The organism is Halomonas sp. A3H3 (assembly GCF_000982975.1).
In the GTDB taxonomy this organism is placed as follows: domain Bacteria; phylum Pseudomonadota; class Gammaproteobacteria; order Pseudomonadales; family Halomonadaceae; genus Vreelandella; species Vreelandella titanicae.
The window spans coordinates 1,149,092-1,169,427 of sequence record NZ_HG423343.1; the positions used below are offsets into that span (position 1 = coordinate 1,149,092).

Consider the following 20,336-nt stretch of genomic DNA (forward strand, 5'->3'; position numbering starts at 1 on the left):
TATTGTACGCGCTTACTGGCCCGCAGACGATGCCCGTCGAGCGTGTAACGCACGCCTTGCCAGCGGCATACGCGCCACGCTTGCCAAGAGTGCCAGCAGCGTGGTCGCCGCCCCCAGCCAGAGCGTTACCTGTACCGGCCAGCCTAGCGCCAATGCAGCACCGACTAAGGCCACGCCAAACGACTGCCCGACGGTACGCGTGGTGCTCATGACGCCAGAGACGTTGGAACTGCGCTCCGGTGGCAGACTACCCATCATTTCGCGATTGTTGGGTGGCTGGAACAGGCCAAAACCAATACCGCATAGCGCAGTGCGCCATAGACTTCCCGCCACGCCGGTCGACTCATCGACCAGCGCCAGCGCAATCAGGCCAATGATAAGTAGGCCAAGCCCCGCGCTGGAGAGAATACTGGGATTAATACGGTCGGCTAAGCGCCCCGCTACAGGGCCAACGAACATGATAGCCAGTGGCCAAGGAGTGAACAGCCAAGCGGTTTCCAGTGGCGAAAAACCCATCTGCTCCTGGTAGAAAAACGACAGCGCTACAAACGTAAGGCCCTGACCTATAAAGGCAAGCCCAGAGGCCGATACCGCCAGTGTAAAGCGCAGCTCGGCAAACACGCTAAGCGGCAACAGTGGATACGGCGCACGACGCTGACGCGCAATAAACCCAGCACAGGCCAATACTGCCAACAGTACCCAGCCGCCGCTTTGCCAAATCGGCGCGGCGTGGCTCACGGCGTCCATGGCAATAAAGAAGCTGGCCAGCATAACGATCGAGAGCAGCGCCCCAGCCACATCAAAACTGCCTTTGCGTGGCTCTTCTCGGGGCAGCGCACGCTTGGCGAGCCATAACGAGCAAAGACCCAACGGCACATTTAGCGCAAACAGCCAGGGCCAGTCGGCAAAGGACAGGATTACCCCACTCAGCGTGGGCCCTGCCGCGTACCCACCGGCCACCACCAAGGCACTCAAGCCAAGGGCGCTGCCCAAGAGGCGCGAGGGGAAAATGGCTCGATAGAGCGATGGGCCAATCGATAGTGTGGCCGCAGCACCTAGCCCCTGAAAGGCACGAAATACCAGCAACGTTTCTAAATTGCGTGATAGTGCTGCCCCTAGCGCGGCCGCGACAAAGGTGGCCAGTCCAAACAGGTAGAGCCTGCGACGTGTGATCAATTCACTAATGCCCGCAAACACGAGCAAAAAAGCCGCACAAACAACCTGAAACAGGTTGGTAATCCATACCGCTCGGGATGCCGACACATTCAAGTCGGCGGCAATAGTGGGCAGCGCTAGATTGATCATGGTGGTATCGACCACCGCCATCAAGGTACCGGTCACCAGCGCTAGCACAGCAAGGGCGCGTTCAGGCCCAGGCAGGCCATCGTCGCCGGGGCGGGTTTCAAACAGTCGCATGCAAGCGTTCCTAGGCAGGAGAGATCTTAAACGAAACGGCCAACGCGAAACGATTAAAGACACTGCGTCTAAAGACACAGCGTTAAAAACGATGAAACCGGCCTAAGCCGGTTTCGAAGTGCGCTATTTAACAGTGTGGCATTTCACAGTGCACTAGCGGGCTGTTACCAGCCAAACGCGCAGGCAAACACTGGGCTTATGTAATACTAGGCTTGCCTAAATACTAGCACGCTAACGGCTAGTCCTGCTCACTATCGAGCAGTAACGCATCATCGACTTCTGAGATTTCCAGCGCCGTTTCGTCGTCTAGATCAATGGCCAGGTAGCTGTGCTCGACGCGCACAAACTCCTGGAACAATGCCCAGTCGAGTTTATCCGGCCACTGCCGTTCGTCCTCTTCCCAAGCGCGCAGCTCAGTCTCGAGAATTTCCACGTAGCGGTCGCGCACAAAAGTTTCCAGCGCTTCCGGGGTATCCATCTCTGGAATCAGGTAAATGGTACTTTCACGTTCGACGTCGTCCAGGGTCAGGTCGTCGTCTCCCATGGTGGGTTCCAGCGCGTTGATCCAGTCCACAAAGGGCTGGGTCGGCCTGACGCTCAGTGCGGAGCGGTTAAGCAGTTTCATGGGATTCTCCTCGCCGTCGAAACGTTGACCATTATGGGCGCTATAACGCGCCCTTACCAACTTTTCATCCGTTATCGTAGCGTGTTAGTCCACTTCAGGGCGCATCGCCGGGAACAGCAACACATCGCGAATCGATGCGCTGTCGGTGAACAGCATCACCAAGCGGTCAATACCGATGCCTTCGCCCGCGGTGGGCGGCATGCCGTACTCCAAAGCACGCACGTAATCTGCATCGTAGTACATTGCTTCCAGGTCACCGGCATCTTTTTCCGCGGACTGGGCACGGAAGCGCTCCGCCTGATCTTCTGCGTCGTTAAGCTCCGAGAAACCATTGGCGATTTCGCGACCACCGACAAAGAACTCAAAGCGGTCAGTAACGAAGGGATTGGCGTCATTACGCCGGGCAAGCGGACTCACTTCAGCCGGGTATTCGGTGATAAAGGTCGGCTGGTCGAGCTTATGCTCGGCAACCTCTTCGAATATCTCCGTTTGCACCTTGCCCAGGCCCCAGCTCTCTTTGACCTTGATGCCCAGTTTCTCGGCGGTTGCCCGCGCCGCTTCCAGCGAATCCAAATCGCTGTCGGCAATGCCGTCTCCATGATCAAGAATCGCCTGACGTAGCGTTAAGCGGGCAAAAGGTTTGCCGAAATCGTAGCTCGCGCCCTGATACTCAATCACTGAGTTACCGAGCACTTCTTCAGCGGCGGTGCGCAGCATCGCTTCGGTCATATCCAGCAGGTCGCGGTAATCCGCATAGGCCCAGTAGAACTCCACCATGGTGAATTCTGGGTTGTGGCGCGTTGATAACCCTTCGTTGCGGAAGTTGCGGTTAATCTCGAACACTTTCTCAAAACCGCCCACCACCAGACGCTTGAGGTAAAGCTCTGGCGCAATACGCAGATACATGTCGATATCCAGCGCATTGTGGTGGGTAATGAACGGCCGAGCCGCCGCTCCGCCGGGGATCGGCTGGAGCATCGGTGTCTCTACTTCCATAAAACCACGCGCTTCAAAGAAGCGGCGCATGGAGCTGATGACCGCTGCGCGGGTTTCAAACACCTTGCGCGACTGCGGATTCATGATCAGATCCACATAGCGCTGGCGATAGCGGGCTTCCATATCGGTGAGACCGTGAAACTTGTCCGGCAGCGGGCGCAGGCTCTTGGTGAGCAGCTGCGCCTCTTTCATCATCACGTACAGATCGCCCTTGCCGGATTTATGCACCGGCCCGTGGGCAGCGACGATGTCACCGATATCCCAGCTTTTAACGTCTTCCAGCACGTCGGCGGGCAGGCCCTTTTTATCCACGTAGAGCTGGATTTGCCCGGCCACATCCTGAATGACGATGAAGGGGCCACGTTGACGCATCACACGACCCGCCACAGCGGCGTGGTGATCCAGCGCTTCAAGCTCGGCCTTGTCTTTATCGCCGAAGGCATTTTGCAGCTCGACGGTTAGGCTGTCGCGGCGAAAATCATTGGGAAACGCACTCTTTCCCTGCTCAGCGGCGCGCTCACGGCGAGCAGTCAACTTGGCACGGCGCTCGGCGATCAGGTGGTTTTCGTTGTCTGCAGGAGACGCGTCTTGGTTAGCCATGGGGCACCCTGTTCATGTTCAAACGCTAAAAAAATTACAAACCTTGCTTCAAGCTGGCGACGATAAATTGATCAATATCCCCGTCGAGCACTTTATCGCAGTTGCTGGACTGCACGCTGGTGCGCAAATCCTTGATGCGCTGGTCATCCAGCACGTAAGAGCGAATCTGGCTGCCCCAGCCGATGTCAGCCTTGGAGTCCTCGGCCTCCTGCTTGGCGGCGTTGCGCTTTTGCATCTCGTGTTCCCACAACCGCGCTTTCAACTGCTTCATGGCAAAATCGCGGTTGGCGTGCTGGCTGCGTTGCCCCTGGCAGGCCACGACGATCCCGGTCGGCTCGTGGGTAATCCGCACGGCCGAATCGGTGGTGTTTACGTGCTGACCGCCCGCGCCGCTGGAACGGTAGGTATCGACGCGCAAGTCCGAGGGATTAATCTCTACCTCGAAACTGTCGTCAATTTCCGGGGACAGGAATACCGAGGCAAACGAGGTATGCCGACGACCACCGGAATCAAACGGGCTTTTACGCACTAGGCGGTGCACGCCGGTTTCAGTACGCAGCCAGCCGAAAGCGTAATCGCCTTGGATATGCACCGTGGCCGACTTAATGCCCGCCACTTCGCCAGCAGAGATTTCAGTGATATCGGCTTTGAAGCCGTGGCTCTCTGCCCAGCGCAGGTACATGCGCAATAAAATATTGGCCCAATCCTGGGCTTCGGTGCCACCAGAGCCGGACTGAATTTCCAGGTAGGCGTTGTTCTGATCCATTTCACCGGAGAACATGCGCCGAAACTCAAGCTTTTCTAACGCCGCCTGCATGCTGTCCAGCTCTTTGCACACTTCTTCGACGGTGCCTTCATCCTCTTCCATTTCTGCAAGCTCTAGCAGATCCCGGCTATCGCCAAGGCCCTGCTCAAGTTCATCAATGGTGGCCACTATGGCTTCGAGGGAGGCGCGCTCTTTGCCTAACTTCTGCGCGTAGTCTGGATCGTTCCAGACATTGGGGTCTTCCAGTTCGCGGGTGACCTCTTCTAGCCGATCTTTCTTCTCGGCATAGTCAAAGATACCCCCTAAGAACGTCTGTCCGCTCAGACAGGTCCTTGAGCTGGTTGTGAATCGGATTGGTTTCCAACATGGGATCGCCCTAGCTTGGTCTACTCGGATCGTACAGAGGTGTATCGATCAGAAAAGCGCATAGTGTAACGAAAGCCGACACGCCCCGCATCCAATGGCCTGCCACTAGGCAATAAAAAACCCGGCATGCGCCGGGTTTCATTGGGGTTTGGCTCTTTAGGGCTTAAAAGCGATAGGTTAACTGAGCACCAAAACCGTGAGCTTCGTTTTTGTAGTCGGCTGAGTAGGAGGCCCCGCCAACCGGCTGGCCACCCGTGGCCTGGCTGGCCAGCAGGTCGCTACGATCCTGCTCAACAAAGGTGCCGCGCTCTGACAGATAGGAGTAGGCAACATCGACAGTCAGGTCAGGCGTTGGGCTCCATCCTGCCCCCAGCGAGAAAATACGCCGATCATCGGAAGGAATACGTACGCTACGATCCTCATCATTGGTCGGCGTCATGTCTAACGTAACCCCAGCACGAAGCGCCAATGTCTTGGTTAACTGGTACTCGCCGCCAGTGGCAAACGCCCAGGCGTTTGAATAGTTCTGAAACTCTTGGGTAATCGTATCGCCTTGGCTGCCGGTAACCAAAATTTGATCAAAGTGGCTCCAACGCACCCAGGATGCACCGAACATCAGCTTGAGACGGTCAGTCATTTGCTGGGTAAGCGAGAAGTTAACCGTCTCAGGGGTGGTCAAATCCAGGCTAGCAGTATCTGAGCGAACGACATTACCCAGGGGATCAGTAGCGCTAAAATCACCTTCCAAGGTGTAGTCTACTTTCGAGCGGTAAGTCAGCCCCAGGGTGGTTTCAGGTACTGGACGATAGATTACGCCTAAGTTATAGCCCCACGCTTCGTCGTCACCATCAACCCGCGAGTCGATGTCGGCATCTGGGTTAAAGGTGGCCTCACTGGGTACTTGTCGGCGTAGTTCGCCTTCCACACGGTTGTAAGTAATCCCCGCGCCTACTGACCACTGGTCATTAAAGCGGTAAGAAACCGTCGGCTGTGCACTGACCACCTTGACTTCGGTGTAGTCGCCAAAGTAGCGACCCTGGAAATCATCTTCATAATCGGTTTTTGAGCCAAAGGGTGCATACACCCCAAACCCGAATGCAAGTTGGTCGGTCACCGGGTGCGCATAAAACGCAAAGGGGATCGGCGTCCCCGGCACCATATCGCCATCATTCCCACCGGGGATACTACCAACGGGAATCTGATTGCCATTTGGCGCGCCACCAAGCGCGACCCCGGAGTCGATATAGCGAGAAGCTTCGACATTAGAGATGTCAGTATTCACGTTTAGATACGTGCCACCAACGGTCACCTGGGCACGGTCTAAAAACGACATACCCGCTGGGTTACCGTACACAATGGTTGCATCATGGATGTTAGAGCTTCGCCCGGCATGGCCATAGCCCTGCCCACTCACGCTCTGCTCGTTAATTTGATACCCGCCCGCGTGGGCTTGGCTGGCAAAAGCGGCCGTAATGGCAGCAGCCAGGGTGAGCTTATTAAATTTATTATTCATAGTGGGCCTCTCTTCCCGATGATCCAGTGGATACCGACGATCCACCCTCTTTATTTTTACATGACTGTTTTCTCGCAACTGAGCCAAAGGTTCAAGGGCAAACGTTCGTTTTATTTTATTTTTGGCTTATACATTAGTCGCACGGTCGTTTTAAATCAGTGTTTTAGTCATTTCAGCTTACTGAGCCAAGAGGCCTTGACCTATGGGTTACCCATAGGTTCTACACTAAATAACCACTATTTAACCGGTCGGGAGAACAGGCCATGAAAGTTACTGAGCTTGCCAAACGGGGCGGTGTTACCGCTGAGACCGTGCGTCACTACGCTCGTGAGCGGCTACTTGCTCCTCAGCGCCACCCGGATAACGGCTATCAGCTATTTTCGGATACCGACTTAGAGCGGCTGCGTTTTATTCAGCGGGCGCGCAAATTAGGTTTTAGCGTGGCTGAGATTCGCGACATTTTGACCCACGCCGACCAAGGCGACTCTCCCTGCCCACTGGTACGCGACTTACTCGCCAGCCGCCTGCCGCAAATCCGCGCACGTATTGCCGAGCTGGAAGCGCTAGCCGAACGAATGGAACAGGCCATGGAGAGCTGGCAGCAAATGCCCAACGGCTCCCCCGACGGCCACAGCGTGTGCCGCCTGATTGAGAGTTTTCCTGACGCCACGCCTACCAAGGAGACCCCATGAGCGACGCCTCTACCGAAGCCGCCTCAAACGTGAGCCCTGCCAATGGAGTCACCACGCGAACTATTCCTGGCATGAATTGCCAGGGCTGCGTCAAGCGTATGCGCGAGGCAGTACAAAACGGTGACCCAAGTGCCGAAGTGATCGGCACGCCTAGCGAAAAACGCCTAGAGGTTGTTTCATCGCTAACCGACGCCGAGCTTGATCAACGCTTGACCGAGGCGGGCTACCCGCCCGGTGAAGCAGCGCTGGAGGAAGCAGCCCCAGACGGAGCAACTAAGCAACCAGATACCACGCCACCCGCTAAGGCTGAAAAGGCTGCAAGTCCCCCCTCCCAAGGCCAAGGTAAAAAGCAGCGTCTGGCGATTAGCGGGATGACCTGCGCCAGCTGCGTTAAGAGCGTGCAGAAAGCACTAGAGCGAACTGAGGGAGTCGACACCGCCAGCGTCAATTTTGGCACCCACTCCGCCCAGGTGTTTGGCAGTGCAAAGACCCAAGCGTTAATCGCCGCCGTTGAGTCAGCTGGCTATGGCGCCGAACCGATTGTGGATATGCGGGAAGCAGAACGCACTCGTGCAGAGCAGGATGCCAAGACTTACCAAAAACGGCTGCGCGGCAGCGCGATCTCGCTGGCACTGGCGATTCCGCTGATGCTCAGCATGCTTTTTTTCCATCCCCACCCGATGGGCATGGGGCGTCTCTACTGGCTGGTGATCGGCTTGTTAACCTTGGGTATTTTGGCCTTCCCAGGACGCCACTTTTTCGTCAACGCCTGGAAGCAGTTTAAGCATCGCCAAGCCAATATGGATACCCTGGTGGCCATGGGCACCGGCACCGCCTGGCTCTACTCCATGGCCGTGGTGCTGTTTGCGCCGTGGCTGCCAGAAGTCGCTCAGGGGATCTATTTTGAAGCCTCAGCCATGGTGATCGGGCTGATTCTACTCGGCAATGCCATGGAGCTACGTGCCCGGGGCCGCACCAGCGATGCGCTAAAGCGCCTGCTTGATCTACAGAGCCGAACAGCGCGGGTGATTCGCGACGGTCACGAGCAGGAGATTGAGATTGATGCGGTGCGCGCTGGCGACCACGTACGAGTACGCCCCGGCGAGCGTTTACCGGTGGATGGAGACGTCGTTGAAGGCCAAAGCCATATCGATGAGTCGATGCTTACCGGCGAGCCACTCCCCATCGCCAAAAGCGCGGGAGATGAAGTCAGCGCTGGCACGGTGAATGGCAAAGGCGGCTTGATCTATCGCGCCACGCGGGTGGGCACCGACACTCGCCTGGGGCAGATTACCGAACAGGTAGCGAGCGCTCAAAACTCGCGTCCACCGATTGGCGAGCTAGCCGACCAGGTCTCCAGCGTTTTTGTGCCTGCGGTAATGATCATTGCCGTATTGACGGCCCTGGTGTGGTTCAACCTAGGGCCCGCTCCCCAGGTGATCCATATGCTGGTGACGGCGACCACCGTGCTGATTATTGCCTGTCCCTGCGCGCTGGGTCTGGCGACGCCGATCTCGACCATGATCGGCGTCGGTAAAGCGGCAGAGCATGGGGTGCTGGTACGCAGCGGCGAGGCGCTGCAAACCGCTAGCAAGCTGACCACGCTAGTAGTCGATAAAACCGGCACGCTCACCCAGGGCAAGCCCAGCGTCACTGATGCGCAGATGTTTGGCGTAGAGCAATCCACCGCGCTGGCATTGGTGCACGCGCTGGAACGCAGCTCCGAGCACCCATTGGCGGCGGCGTTAATGACCTACGCGGATGAACACGAGGCTAACCCTGCCGAGATTAATGGTTTCGACAGCGTGACCGGTGGCGGAGTAAAAGCCCAAACCGCCGACGGCAAAGCGCTGCTGCTGGGCAATGCACGTCTATTGAGCGAGGTAGGGGTGGATCTCAAGGCGGGTGAAGAGCAAGCACGCGCCCTAGAAGAGCAGGCTCGCACGCTGGTGTACTTGGCGGTGGATGGCAAACTGGCCGCCCTGTTTGGCATCAGCGACCCGCTTCGCCACGACACCGTGGCCGCGATCAAGCGCCTGCAAAAAGACGGCTTAACGATTGTCATGTTAACCGGCGATAACGAGCACACCGCCAAGGCCATTGCTCAGGAAGTGGGTATTGATGAGTACCGCGCAGGCCTGCTACCCGAGGACAAGCACGCTGAGATCGAGCGCCGTCAAAAGGCGGGAGAAATCGTTGGCATGGTGGGCGATGGCATCAATGATGCCCCGGCGCTGGCCCGGGCGAACGTAGGCTTTGCCATTGGCCAAGGCACCGATGTGGCGATTGAGAGCGCGGGCATCACGCTAATGCGCGGCTCGCTGCACGGGGTGGCGTCAGCGATAGAGATCAGCCGCGCCACGCTGCGCAATATCAAACAGAACCTGGTGGGCGCCTTTGGCTACAACCTGCTGTGTATTCCTATCGCGGCGGGGGTGCTCTACCCGCTAACCGGTATGCTGCTCTCACCGATGATAGCGGGCGCTGCCATGTCACTCTCTTCCATCACCGTGGTGAGTAACGCCAACCGCTTGCGGCTATGGAAAACCAGCCAGGAGGACGCCTCATGAGCTTATTGATCAACTTGGCAGGCCTGGGGCTCATTGCACTGATCGTGTGGTGGTTCTGGCTTGGCTAAACGTTTTTAGCTCACTCCAATATATCGCCCTGGCTTATGGTTCAGGGCGATAATCAGGTTGAGCGTCAGCGCCCCTAGCACCGAATAGCCCACGCGGTCCAACGGTAGTTGGGTCAGGGCTACCAGCAGGATAACGCCATCAATGGCCAGTTGAACATAGCCTGCGCGCAGGCCGTGTTTATCCTGCAAGTAGAGCGCGAGGATATTGATACCGCCCAGGCTGGTACGGTGGCGAAACAGCATCAGCATACCAATGCCCATCAGCGCGCCGCCCATCAAGGCGGCGTAGATCGAGGGCACGTTGGCAAATTGCACCCAGCCTTGAGTTAACTCTGAAAACAGCGATACTAAGCCGATGGCGGCAAAGGTGCGTAGGGTAAAACTCCACCCCATCCGCTTCACCGCCAAGTAGTAAAACGGCAGGTTAATGGCAAAAAAGTACACTCCAAAGCCCCAGCCGGTAATGCTGCTGGTGATGTAGCTCAACAGCAGCGCTAAGCCTGCCGTACTGCCGGTCAATAGCACCGCATGGGTGTAAAAGGTCACTCCCAGCGCGACAAAGAACGTGCCCAGCAGCATCGCCATCATATCTTCATAGGGGCGATGCTGATCCTTGGGTAAATCTTCCACGCGCATGGGGCGTCCTTACTTAAGTTGCCAGTAGATGATGCAATGTACAGCTTAAATTGGGCTGGCGTGCTCGACCATTAACTGCAGCGTCTCGCGGCCACGCCAGCGGTTGCGATTAAGTTTGTAAGCACAGTGCAGCGTATCCCCCACGTTAAACCCAGGCAGTTCTCCCGGCGTTAAGGCGCGAAACCAGATCGCTTTGCAGGTCACCGGGCCAGTGGAAAGCTCCAGCATCAGGTGCGCGCCGTCGGCACCCACCGGGCGCAGCGCCTCGACAATAAAACGCCCTTCAAACAGCGGCGGGTCGAATTCACGCCCGTAGGGGCCAAGGGTTTCGATCTCTTGCAGGGTTGTCAGCGAAAGCTGCGCCGTAGAAAGCTCGCCATCCGTCCATAGGCGCGGATAGAGCGTTCGCCCCTCCAGCTGCTCGCCCACTGCCTGCAGGAAAGCCGCTTTAAAGGCGTCAAGCTGATCCCGTGGCACGCCCACGCCTGCCGCGCCACTATGGCCGCCAAAGCGCGGTAACGCCTGGGGTGCAAGCTCAAAGGTGCGCTGTAGGGCATCGCGCAGGTGCAGCCCGTCAATCGAACGGCCCGAGCCGGTTAGCATGCCCGGTGCTGAAGCTTGTGTTAGCACCAGCGCCGGGCGCCCGTAGGCCTGCACCAACCGCGAGGCGACGATGCCTTGTACGCCAGGGTGGCCATCTTCCAACAGCACCACCACGGCGGGCTCATCGGCGGTTAACGCACTTACCGCCAGAGTGCGCGCCTCGGCGGCCATATCGGCTTCAATCGCTTTGCGGGACTGATTATCCTGATCCAGCACGTCGAGCTGACGATTGGCGACCCCATCATTCTCAGCCAGCATAAAGTGCAGCGCCGCGTAGGGGTCATCCAGCCGCGAACGCGCGTTAATACGCGGCCCCATCTGAAATGCTAGCGTCTCGGCATTAAACGGCACGCTGTCGGCGCCCAAGCGCGTAGCCATAGCGCGCCAGCAGGCCGCATCCATACGGTTGATCAGCTTCAACCCTTGATTGACCACCGCGCGGTTGGCGGGGCTGCCACCTAAGGAGACACAATCCGCTACCGTGCCTAGCGCTACGTAAGAGAGCCAGGGTGACAGTTTGGGCGTCGACTCTGATAGCGCGCCCCACTCAATCAGCACACCGCGTGCCAGTGACATCAACAGCCACGCCACCATACAGCCAGCGATGGTTTTGTCGGGATACTCACAGTCATCACGGGTAGGGTTAACACAGGCGAATGCCGAGCTTGGCGGCCCCTCACTGGGCAGGGCGTGGTGGTCGCTGACTACCACGTCGATACCTGCCGCTTTTAATCGCGCGATACGCGGCTCATCAGAGCTACCACAATCGGCGGTAATCACCAGGGTGGGAAACGGCTTTTGAGCCAAGGTGCGCTCTACCAGCGGTAGGCTAATCCCATAGCCGTCGTGAATACGGTGGCCAATCAGGCTATGTAGCTTGCCCTCTGGCACCCCAAACAGCTCCACCAACGTGCGCCTAATCACCACGTGGGAGGTAATGCCATCCACGTCGTAGTCGGTGAGAATGCCGATGGCCTCACCCTCTGCCACCGCCTGAGCGATACGTTCGGCGGCGCGGCGACCGTCGGCCAGTTTCTCCGGGTGGGCCAGATAACGCAGGCTGGGCTCGATTAACGGTTGCAGCTCGCCGCTGTAACCAGGCAAGCGGGAGGCTAGCAATCGCGCCTGCAGTTCGCTTAACCCTTCCGCTTGTGCACGGACATAAAGCGCCTCGTCCACAGGACGAGGCTCTAAGCGAGGCCGGGTGGTGCTATGGGGTAAATCGACGGTTGAGGTCATTAACACCTCAACGCCGGTTTTCCACAACAAACTGCTGCACGGCGGCAAGCTCGGCGGGTAGAACGGTATAGCGCTCCTCGCGCTCAATGAGGTCTTCCATATGCGGCGGCAGTGGCACGCCCAGGAAGCCCGCTTTCACCACGGCTTCGGCAAACTTGGCCGGGTGTGCAGTGGCCAGCGTTATCATCGGCGTTGATTGATCTGCCCTGGCCCGCTCGGCGGCACGATAGCCGGTGGCGGTGTGCGGGTCGAGCATTTCACCGGTGCGCTTATGGGCATCGCGGATCACTTCCAGAATCGTCGCATCGTCCACGCTGTAGCTGGAGAACTTCTCGCGCAGCTTGGCCAGCGGCGCATCGGCCAGCGCCGTTGGTTCCTGCTGAAAGCGCTCAAGCAGCGCCGCCACGGCCAGGCCATCGCGGTCGTAGGCGTCAAACAGCAGGCGCTCAAAATTCGACGACACCACGATATCCATCGATGGCGCCAGCGTCGCCGCCAGCTCTTTTTTCGAGAAATCGTTGGCGGCCAGCGTGCGGTGCAGAATGTCGTTGGCGTTGGTGGCGATGATGAACTGCTTTACCGGCAGCCCCATTTTGTAGGCCATGTAGCCCGCAAACACGTTGCCGAAGTTAGCCGACGGCACACAGAAGCTCACCTCACGGTGCGGCGCACCCAAGGCAACGCCTGACGCAATGTAGTAAACGATCTGCGCCATAATGCGCGCCCAATTGATCGAGTTCACTGCGACCAGGCGCGTGCCGTTGAGGAACGTCTGGTCGGCAAAGCTGGCTTTGACCATCGCCTGGGCGTCGTCAAAATTACCTTCGATGGCAATGTTAAAGACGTTATTAGCCAGCACCGAGGTCATTTGGCGGCGCTGCACTTCGGAAACACGGTTATGCGGATGCAGGATAAAGATATCCAGGTTGTCGCAGTGGCGGCAGCCTTCAATCGCCGCCGAACCGGTATCACCAGAGGTCGCGCCCATGATCACCGCACGCTCGCCGCGCTTTTTCAGGAAGTGATCAAGCAGGCGGCCAAGCAGCTGAAGCGCTACATCTTTAAACGCTAGGGTCGGGCCGTGGAACTGCTCAAGCAGGAAGTGATTGGCATCCAGCTGTTTGAGCGGCAGCACGGCGTCGTGATTAAAGGTCGCGTAGGCCTCAGTGACGATGTTGCGGAAGGTCGCGTCGTCGATCTCACCGTTCACAAACGGCTTCATCACCCGAAAGGCGATTTCCGCGTAGGAGAGCCCGGCCATGTCGGCCAGCTCTTCGCGGGAGAATTCAGGCAGTGTTTCCGGCACATACAGGCCGCCATCGCTGGCCATCCCGGTGAGCACTACTTCTTCAAAGGAGAGCGCGGGCGCCTGCCCACGCGTACTGATATAGCGCATCTAGGCTTACTCCCCTTCACTCAAGCTTTCCACGCGAATACGCGTGACGGGGCCCGCAATATCGGCCATGGATTCGATTTCGCGAATCGCTGCGTTCATTTGCTTCTCTTTGGTGCGGTGAGTCAGCAGAATGATCGGCACCAGCTCGCCTTCGGTGGCTTCTTTCTGAATCAGTGCCTCGATCGAGATGCCCTGCTCAGATAGAATCGTGGCGACCCGCGCCAACACGCCGGGGCGATCCACCGCCAATAGACGCAGGTAGTAAGCCGTGATGATGTCTTCCATCGGCATGATGGGCAGTTGGCTGACGTCTTCGTCGATGCCACTGAAGGCCAGGTACGGCACCCGGTAGCGGTGCTCGGTGGAGATATCCCGCGCCACGTCGAGTAAATCGGCCACCACCGCTGATGCCGTCGGTTCTGCACCCGCTCCGGCTCCGTAGTAGAGCGTTGGCCCAACCGCGTCGCCCATTACCGCAATGGCATTTTTTACGCCGTGAACATTGGCCAGCAGGCGCTCTTTGGGAATCAGCGTGGGATGAACGCGCAGCTCCAGGCCTTGATCGGTACGCTTGGAGATACCCAGGTGCTTGATCACATAGCCCAGATTGTCGGCCTGCTCGACATCTTCCGCAGTAATCCGTGAAATGCCTTCGGTGAAGGCCTTCTCAAACTGCAGCGGCACGCCGTAGGCAATTGAGGCCAAAATTGTCAGCTTGTGCGCGGCGTCGATGCCTTCAACGTCAAAGGTCGGATCAGATTCGGCGTAGCCCAACGCCTGAGCTTCCGCGAGCACGTCTTCAAAGGCGCGGCCTTCATCACGCATATGGGTAAGAATATAGTTACCGGTGCCGTTGATAATGCCGGCCACCCACTCAATGCGGTTGGCCCCCAGGCCTTCGCGCAGCGATTTGATCACCGGTATACCGCCAGCTACCGCGGCTTCAAACGCCACGATAACGCCCTTTTCGTGAGCGGCCTTGAAGATTTCGTTACCGTGCACGGCAATCAGCGCTTTGTTGGCGGTGACCACGTGCTTGCCGTTTTCAATGGCGGTAAGTACCAGCTCGCGGGCGATATCGTAACCACCAATGAGCTCCACCAGGACATCCACATTGGGATTGGTGGCGACTTCAAACACGTCGGAGGTGGCATTGATGCCGGTAATATCGCAGTCAGGATGAATACTGCGGTGAGCAACCTGCTCAATCACAATAGGGCGGCCAGCACGACGCGAAATATCGTCAGCATTGCGGGTCAATACGTTAAAGGTGCCGCCACCGACAGTGCCTAGACCACAAATACCTACTCTTACCGGTTTCAAAATACTTCCCCTTTCGTGTTGTGCACCTGGCGGTGCTGGCCTTAATTACGGTTTTGAATACGATCTTAAAGACCGTGTCTCAGCGTTTTGCATTATCTTTTAATGTGACGTTATTCGTCGTCCAAGCCTAACATGGCGGAGAGTCGCTCGGGGGGCACAAAACCCGGCACTAGCTGCCCATTGGGCAAAATAATCGCTGGCGTACCCTGTACTCCCAGCGCCTTACCCAGATCATACTGCCCCGCCACAGGATTGTCGCAGCTTGCTGCGCTTGAAATAGCCTCTCCTTCCTTGGCTTGGGTCATCGCTTCGCTGCGGTTGTCCGAACACCACACCTGTTGCAGCGTGGTGGCGGCTTGACTTCCCATACCCGCGCGAGGAAACGCCAAATAGTGAACGGCAATGCCGCGCTCGTTCAATTCTGGAATAGTGTCGTGCAAACGTGCGCAGTAAGGGCAGCTAGGATCGGTAAATACCGTTACGGTAGCCTTTGGCTCATCGGCACCGCGGAAGATCACTCGCTCACTTTCAGGTACTGCGGCCAGTGCATCGGCACGCTCTTGGTTCTGTTCCTGCTCGGTCAAATTGATCAACCCATCGGGCGCATTTTCATATAGGTCGCCGACCAGGAAGTGGCTGCCGTCTGCATTGGTGTAAAACGATTCGCCGCTCTCCAACCGCACGTGGTAAACGCCATCCATCGGTGTTTCGGTGACCGCTTCCACGGGCATCGACTGGCCATTGACGCTCAGTGATTCAACCAGTCGATCTGCCACGTCGTCAGCCTGGGCAGCGGAAGGTAACAGGCTGGCGGTTAGCAAACACGCCAGCATCGAGAAAGGTGTTAGTAAAGGTAGAGTTACAAAACGGCGTTGACGCATCTTCAATTTAACCTCGTGGGTGATGTTCTGCATGTAGGCTTTCCAAGCGGGCCTGGGCTACATGGGTATAAATTTGGGTCGTCGACAGATCACTATGACCTAGCAGCAGCTGTACGACCCGCAAATTGGCCCCATGATTCAATAAATGGGTGGCAAATGCATGGCGAAGCGTATGTGGCGACAGTGGGCGGGTAATCCCTGCCGTTATCGCATGCACCTTAATACGATGCCAAAACGTTTGCCGAGTCATGGCCTTATCGCCCCGGCCTGGAAACAGCGCGGGGCGTGTTGGGTCGCTCATCAAGGCCAAACGCGCAGTCTCCATGTAGTGCGCAATCCAATCTGCGGCCTCTTCACCCATGGGCACCAGGCGATCCTTATCGCCTTTACCGCGCACCCGCACCACGTTTTGGCGCAGGTTGACCGCATCGCCGGTGAGCCCTACCAACTCAGACACCCGCAAACCGCAGGCGTAAAGCAGTTCCAGCATGGCGCGGTCACGAACACCCAGCGGCGTATCGGTATCTGGCGCTAACAGCAGGCGCTCTACCTCGTCCTCTTCCAACGTATTAGGCAAGCCGGGTATGACTCGCGGCAGCTTGATGTCGGTGAGTGGGTCGCTCGTCACCTGGTTATTAAGACGCCCCCAGCGGTAGAAGCTGCGCAGCGTCGACAGCAATCGGGCATTGCTGCGCAGTTGATAGCCTTCTTCTCGGCGGCTGGCCAACCACTCACTAAGGCGCTCGGGCGGCGGTGCCAAGAGGGCTTCACCGTGGCTCTCCAGGTGACTTTGCCAGGCGGTTAAGTCACGCCGATAGGCGGCTAACGTATGATCGCTGGCGCCCTGCTCAAGCCAGAGAGCATCCAAAAAAGCATCAATAACGCTCATACGTTAGTAACCTCCAGTCGCTTTTATTGAGCGACATAAACAAAACCCCGCCCCGCAAAGCGGTGACGGGGTCTTGGTATCCAGGCGAGACGCAGATCAAAGTACTGCGCTCGCCTTGGGAACAGTGGCGTTTTAAGCCAACTTTTCCTTGATACGTGCAGAACGACCGCTGCGCTCGCGCAGGTAGTAAAGCTTGGCTTGACGCACGTCACCACGACGCTTGACTTCGATTGAGTCAACCAGCGGGCTGTAGGTCTGGAAAGTACGCTCTACGCCAACGCCGTGAGAAATTTTACGCACGGTGAAAGCGGAGTTCAGGCCACGGTTACGCTTACCGATGACCACACCTTCAAACGCCTGCAGACGCTCGCGAGTACCTTCTTTTACTTTTACCTGAACGACAATGGTGTCGCCGGGGGCAAAGGCAGGAATTTCCTTGCCCATTTGCTCAGATTCGATCGCCTGGATCACTTTGCTTTTGCTGCTCATCATCATACTCCTGAATAACGTGTTGGCTTGACCGCTCAATCATGGGTGGCGGAAGCCGTGATCCCGGCGCTCGAAACGAGCTACGCGGGAGTCGTTATGGGTGACACAGGTGCGCTTTTTCGCCCTGCACCGCCGCTCTGGCCTAATTAGTGGACAGAGCGTGTTCCTCGATAAACTCGTTCAACAGCTTGCGCTGTTCGGCGTCTAACGGTCGCCCTTCCAACAGATCCGGACGACGCTGCCATGTACGACCTAGTGACTGCTTTAACCGCCAGCGCTTGATGGCTGCATGATTACCGCTTAACAGCACATCCGGCACTTGGCGCCCGTCAATTATTTCCGGACGGGTATAGTGCGGGCAGTCTAACAGACCGTCATTAAACGAGTCTTCGACAGCGGAGTCCTGATGGCCCAGCACGCCGGGAATCAGCCTTGCCGCTGCATCAATTAGCACCATTGCTGGCAGCTCACCGCCGCTCAACACATAGTCGCCAATCGACCACTCTTCATCGATGTCACTCTCCACCACGCGTTCATCAATGCCTTCATAGCGTCCTGCCACGACCACTAACGGCCCGGCGGAAGCCAGTGCTTGAACGCCCTGCTGATCCAGTTTACGCCCCTGGGGCGAGAGGTAGATCACCGTCGGCACTAAGCCGGTGGCTTGCTGCGCCCGTTCCCGGGCTGCAAAGATCGCTGCGCGCAGAGTGTCAACTTTCATCAACATGCCTGGACCACCGCCATAGGGGCGGTCATCGACGCTGCGGTGGCGGTCAGTGGCGTAATCCCGGGGATTCCAAAATTCCAGCGCGATACGCTGTTTCTCTACCGCTCTGCCGATCACGCCTTGTTGCGTTAGCGCGTCGAACATCTCGGGAAACAACGAGACTACTCCAATCCACATGGCAGGCGCTGCTGCTTCGCTCTCCGTTTCCGGCACGTTGCCATTATCCGGCTCTGATGAGTCGGTAGATGCATCATTACTCAAACTGTTCATAAGTTTGGTCAAAACTCAGGATCCCAGTCGACGACCATACGGCCCTCTTGGGAACTGATTTCGATAATGACGTCGTCTGGCAAAAATGGCAGCAGTCGCTCGCGCTTGTCGATTGAATCTGAATCGCCGCGAACTACCATGACATCGTTGGCGCCGGTTTCAAACAGGTAGCTTACCCGTCCTAGCCGTTCGCCGGCCTGAGTGAAGACCGCCATGCCTTCAAGCTCATGCCAATAATACTCATCGTCGGAAAGCTCAGGCAGCGCCTCTTTGGGCATCAAAATGTCCGTTTGGGCTAATGCTTCCGCCGCACTACGGTCATCGACCCCTTCAAGCTGCACCACTAGTCCTTTGCCCTGCCGACGTCCCTGAACAATGCTAATGCGCTTCAGGGTTTCACCTTGGCGCACCCACCATTCCGGGTACTCAAGAATGCTGTCCATTGGGCTAGTGTAGGAGTACACCTTTAGCCAACCTTTCACCCCATAAGGGCTAGTCAGCTTGCCTAGCACCACATGCGTGTCGTCAGTTTGGCTTATTTCAAAACGCGTCATCGACGACCTCAGCTACCCAGCACTCATATTCTTTCTCACGCAACAAGTCTCAGACATCAAGACTCAAAAGCAGGCTTAGGCCTGTTTGCGTGCTTCTTTTACCAGCTCAGCAACACGACCAGACAGCTGGGCGCCTTGGCTCTGCCAGTGAACAACGCGGTCTAGGTCAACGCGCAGACGCTCTTCCTGACCACGGGCAACCGGGTTGAAGAAGCCGATACGCTCGATGAAACGACCGTCGCGAGCGTTACGCGAGTCGGTAACGGTCAGGTGGTAAAAGGGACGCTTCTTGGCGCCACCACGGGCCAAACGAATGGTAACCATACGATAACTATCCTTCGGTTGAGGTTACGAGAGTGTTTTTATAGCGCTTACCGCTATCGGAACACTCGTCGTGCTACATGCTTATAAAGGCCTTCATTGAATAGGCGCTGCCACCGCGATTAACGCGCTTTTACGCAACACCCACGCATGAAGAGGCCGCATTCTACGCAAATGCGCTCGGCTTGGAAAGCCTGACAGCCAGAAAACTGATAGGCCGTCAACCTCACCAAGCGCATCAGCACTTTACGATGGGTGCCTTAACGCCGGGGCAATCCGCCTGGGCCACCCATACCGCCCATGCCACCAGGGCCGCCCATTCCGCCAGGCCCACCCGGACCACCGCCGCCCATCATGCCTGACATGCCGCGCATCATTTTCTGCATACCGCCTTTCTGGCCCGCCTTCTTCATCATTTTCTGCATCTGCTTATGCTGCTTGAGCAGACGATTAAGGTCAGGTACTTGCAGACCAGCACCCGAGGCAATACGGCGTTTGCGTGAGCCGTTGATAATATCGGGCTTGCGGCGCTCTTTGGGCGTCATGGAGTTGATCAATGCTTCCAGCTTACCCAGCTCTTTCTCGGGACCGGGGCCTTGGGCCATCTCGGCCATTTGCCCCATACCCGGCAATTTGCCCATCAGGCCACCCATACCGCCCATTTTCTTGAGCTGCTGGAGCTGGTCGCGAAAATCTTCCAGGTCAAAACCGTCACCTTTCTTGACCTTTTTGGCCAGCTTCTCGGCTTTGGACTTATCGACGGTGCGTTCGGCTTCCTCGATCAGCGACAGCATGTCGCCCATGCCCAAGATGCGCGAGGCGACCCGGTCTGGGTGGAAGGGCTCCAGGGCATCGACTTTCTCGCCGACACCCATGAACTTGATTGGCTTACCGGTAATGTGACGTACTGAAAGCGCCGCACCGCCGCGGGCATCACCGTCGGCCTTGGTCAGAATAACGCCGGTTAGCGGCAGCGCTTCGCTGAACGCCTTAGCGGTATTGGCGGCATCCTGGCCGGTCATGGCGTCGACGACAAACAGCGTTTCTTGAGGCGAGACCGCTTTATGCAGTGCCTGGATCTCCGCCATCATGGCTTCATCAATCGCCAGACGACCGGCGGTATCGATCAGCACCACATCGTGAAACTGGATCTTGGCGTGCTTGATAGCCGCTTCGGCAATCGCGACCGGCTGCTGGTCAGAGCGTGAGGGGAAGAAATCTACCTCAACCTCTTTGGCCAGGGTTTCAAGCTGGTCAATGGCTGCCGGGCGATAAACGTCGGCAGACACTACCAAGACTTTCTTCTTCTCGCGTTCGCGCAGGTAGCGGGCCAACTTGGCCACAGAGGTGGTTTTACCCGCACCCTGTAGACCAGCCATTAACACAACGGCGGGGG

Annotated in this window: 18 protein-coding genes; 2 read left to right on the forward strand and 16 right to left on the reverse strand. The window is 57.4% G+C overall.

Features of this window, described 5'->3' with window-relative positions; all coding sequences use genetic code 11:
- Positions 1–12 precede the first annotated feature (12 nt).
- The 5 genes from HALA3H3_RS05030 to HALA3H3_RS05050 form a co-directional block, all read right to left on the reverse strand.
- Entirely contained in the window at positions 13–1,416 is a 1,404-nt protein-coding gene (locus HALA3H3_RS05030) for an MFS transporter (RefSeq protein ID WP_022520219.1), read from the reverse strand.
- Between the two features lie 238 nt (positions 1,417–1,654).
- Complete coding sequence (locus HALA3H3_RS05035; protein ID WP_022520220.1) at positions 1,655–2,041, reverse strand: hypothetical protein; 387 nt, start codon at positions 2,039–2,041, stop codon at positions 1,655–1,657.
- Positions 2,042–2,125: 84 nt separating this feature from the next.
- Positions 2,126–3,637, reverse strand: coding sequence for a lysine--tRNA ligase (lysS, locus tag HALA3H3_RS05040; RefSeq protein WP_022520221.1), 1,512 nt, complete (start codon positions 3,635–3,637; stop codon positions 2,126–2,128).
- A 34-nt stretch (positions 3,638–3,671) separates the two neighbouring features.
- Positions 3,672–4,770, reverse strand: a protein-coding gene (gene prfB, locus HALA3H3_RS05045) for a peptide chain release factor 2 (RefSeq protein WP_138800386.1) whose coding sequence is annotated in 2 segments (ribosomal slippage) — positions 3,672–4,694 and positions 4,696–4,770 — 1,098 coding nt in all. Because the reading frame shifts where the segments join, the coding sequence is not laid out codon by codon here.
- Between the two features lie 162 nt (positions 4,771–4,932).
- On the reverse strand, positions 4,933–6,282 hold the full coding sequence (locus HALA3H3_RS05050; RefSeq protein WP_022520223.1) for an OmpP1/FadL family transporter: 1,350 nt from the start codon (positions 6,280–6,282) through the stop codon (positions 4,933–4,935).
- Positions 6,283–6,545: 263 nt separating this feature from the next.
- Here HALA3H3_RS05050 and HALA3H3_RS05055 point away from each other — a divergent pair, with 263 nt between their 5' ends.
- Entirely contained in the window at positions 6,546–6,974 is a 429-nt protein-coding gene (locus HALA3H3_RS05055) for a MerR family transcriptional regulator (protein ID WP_022520224.1), read from the forward strand.
- A complete protein-coding gene (locus HALA3H3_RS05060) occupies positions 6,971–9,544 on the forward strand; it encodes a heavy metal translocating P-type ATPase (RefSeq protein ID WP_022520225.1) in 2,574 nt (857 codons plus the stop codon). Before HALA3H3_RS05055 ends, HALA3H3_RS05060 begins: the two co-directional genes overlap by 4 nt.
- 74 nt (positions 9,545–9,618) lie before the next feature.
- On the opposite strand, the gene HALA3H3_RS05065 is transcribed toward HALA3H3_RS05060, so the two are convergent.
- From HALA3H3_RS05065 to ffh, 11 genes are all read right to left on the reverse strand, one after another.
- Complete coding sequence (locus HALA3H3_RS05065; RefSeq protein WP_022520226.1) at positions 9,619–10,248, reverse strand: YitT family protein; 630 nt, start codon at positions 10,246–10,248, stop codon at positions 9,619–9,621.
- Between the two features lie 45 nt (positions 10,249–10,293).
- On the reverse strand, positions 10,294–12,090 hold the full coding sequence (locus HALA3H3_RS05070; RefSeq protein ID WP_022520227.1) for a single-stranded-DNA-specific exonuclease RecJ: 1,797 nt from the start codon (positions 12,088–12,090) through the stop codon (positions 10,294–10,296).
- Between the two features lie 7 nt (positions 12,091–12,097).
- Positions 12,098–13,486: a threonine synthase gene (gene thrC, locus HALA3H3_RS05075; protein WP_022520228.1), complete on the reverse strand. Its 1,389-nt coding sequence runs from the start codon at positions 13,484–13,486 to the stop codon at positions 12,098–12,100.
- A 6-nt stretch (positions 13,487–13,492) separates the two neighbouring features.
- Entirely contained in the window at positions 13,493–14,809 is a 1,317-nt protein-coding gene (locus HALA3H3_RS05080; RefSeq protein ID WP_022520229.1) for a homoserine dehydrogenase, read from the reverse strand.
- A gap of 110 nt (positions 14,810–14,919) precedes the next feature.
- On the reverse strand, positions 14,920–15,723 hold the full coding sequence (locus tag HALA3H3_RS05085; RefSeq protein WP_022520230.1) for a DsbC family protein: 804 nt from the start codon (positions 15,721–15,723) through the stop codon (positions 14,920–14,922).
- Complete coding sequence (gene xerD, locus HALA3H3_RS05090; protein WP_022520231.1) at positions 15,698–16,579, reverse strand: site-specific tyrosine recombinase XerD; 882 nt, start codon at positions 16,577–16,579, stop codon at positions 15,698–15,700. The genes HALA3H3_RS05085 and xerD overlap by 26 nt, the downstream gene beginning before the upstream one ends.
- 132 nt (positions 16,580–16,711) lie before the next feature.
- Positions 16,712–17,068, reverse strand: a complete 357-nt coding sequence (gene rplS / locus HALA3H3_RS05095) for a 50S ribosomal protein L19 (RefSeq protein ID WP_008958726.1) — start codon at positions 17,066–17,068, stop codon at positions 16,712–16,714.
- A gap of 142 nt (positions 17,069–17,210) precedes the next feature.
- On the reverse strand, positions 17,211–17,972 hold the full coding sequence (gene trmD / locus HALA3H3_RS05100) for a tRNA (guanosine(37)-N1)-methyltransferase TrmD (protein WP_053857134.1): 762 nt from the start codon (positions 17,970–17,972) through the stop codon (positions 17,211–17,213).
- A 101-nt stretch (positions 17,973–18,073) separates the two neighbouring features.
- Positions 18,074–18,619: a ribosome maturation factor RimM gene (rimM, locus tag HALA3H3_RS05105; RefSeq protein ID WP_022520233.1), complete on the reverse strand. Its 546-nt coding sequence runs from the start codon at positions 18,617–18,619 to the stop codon at positions 18,074–18,076.
- A gap of 75 nt (positions 18,620–18,694) precedes the next feature.
- Positions 18,695–18,943: a 30S ribosomal protein S16 gene (gene rpsP / locus HALA3H3_RS05110; RefSeq protein WP_007111767.1), complete on the reverse strand. Its 249-nt coding sequence runs from the start codon at positions 18,941–18,943 to the stop codon at positions 18,695–18,697.
- A 257-nt stretch (positions 18,944–19,200) separates the two neighbouring features.
- On the reverse strand, positions 19,201–20,336 hold a 1,136-nt coding region (ffh, locus tag HALA3H3_RS05115), incomplete at its 5' end, for a signal recognition particle protein (protein ID WP_053856904.1).

Bases quoted from the DNA above. Each gene is read 5' to 3' on its own strand.
- HALA3H3_RS05030 (WP_022520219.1), bottom strand. From the start codon at position 1,416: ATGCGACTGTTTGAAACCCGCCCCGGCGACGATGGCCTGCCTGGGCCT.
- HALA3H3_RS05035 (WP_022520220.1), bottom strand. From the start codon at position 2,041: ATGAAACTGCTTAACCGCTCCGCACTGAGCGTCAGGCCGACCCAGCCC.
- lysS (WP_022520221.1), bottom strand. From the start codon at position 3,637: ATGGCTAACCAAGACGCGTCTCCTGCAGACAACGAAAACCACCTGATC.
- HALA3H3_RS05050 (WP_022520223.1), bottom strand. From the start codon at position 6,282: ATGAATAATAAATTTAATAAGCTCACCCTGGCTGCTGCCATTACGGCC.
- HALA3H3_RS05055 (WP_022520224.1), top strand. From the start codon at position 6,546: ATGAAAGTTACTGAGCTTGCCAAACGGGGCGGTGTTACCGCTGAGACC.
- HALA3H3_RS05060 (WP_022520225.1), top strand. From the start codon at position 6,971: ATGAGCGACGCCTCTACCGAAGCCGCCTCAAACGTGAGCCCTGCCAAT.
- HALA3H3_RS05065 (WP_022520226.1), bottom strand. From the start codon at position 10,248: ATGCGCGTGGAAGATTTACCCAAGGATCAGCATCGCCCCTATGAAGAT.
- HALA3H3_RS05070 (WP_022520227.1), bottom strand. From the start codon at position 12,090: ATGACCTCAACCGTCGATTTACCCCATAGCACCACCCGGCCTCGCTTA.
- thrC (WP_022520228.1), bottom strand. From the start codon at position 13,486: ATGCGCTATATCAGTACGCGTGGGCAGGCGCCCGCGCTCTCCTTTGAA.
- HALA3H3_RS05085 (WP_022520230.1), bottom strand. From the start codon at position 15,723: ATGCAGAACATCACCCACGAGGTTAAATTGAAGATGCGTCAACGCCGT.
- xerD (WP_022520231.1), bottom strand. From the start codon at position 16,579: ATGAGCGTTATTGATGCTTTTTTGGATGCTCTCTGGCTTGAGCAGGGC.
- rplS (WP_008958726.1), bottom strand. From the start codon at position 17,068: ATGAGCAGCAAAAGCAAAGTGATCCAGGCGATCGAATCTGAGCAAATG.
- trmD (WP_053857134.1), bottom strand. From the start codon at position 17,972: ATGTGGATTGGAGTAGTCTCGTTGTTTCCCGAGATGTTCGACGCGCTA.
- rimM (WP_022520233.1), bottom strand. From the start codon at position 18,619: ATGACGCGTTTTGAAATAAGCCAAACTGACGACACGCATGTGGTGCTA.
- rpsP (WP_007111767.1), bottom strand. From the start codon at position 18,943: ATGGTTACCATTCGTTTGGCCCGTGGTGGCGCCAAGAAGCGTCCCTTT.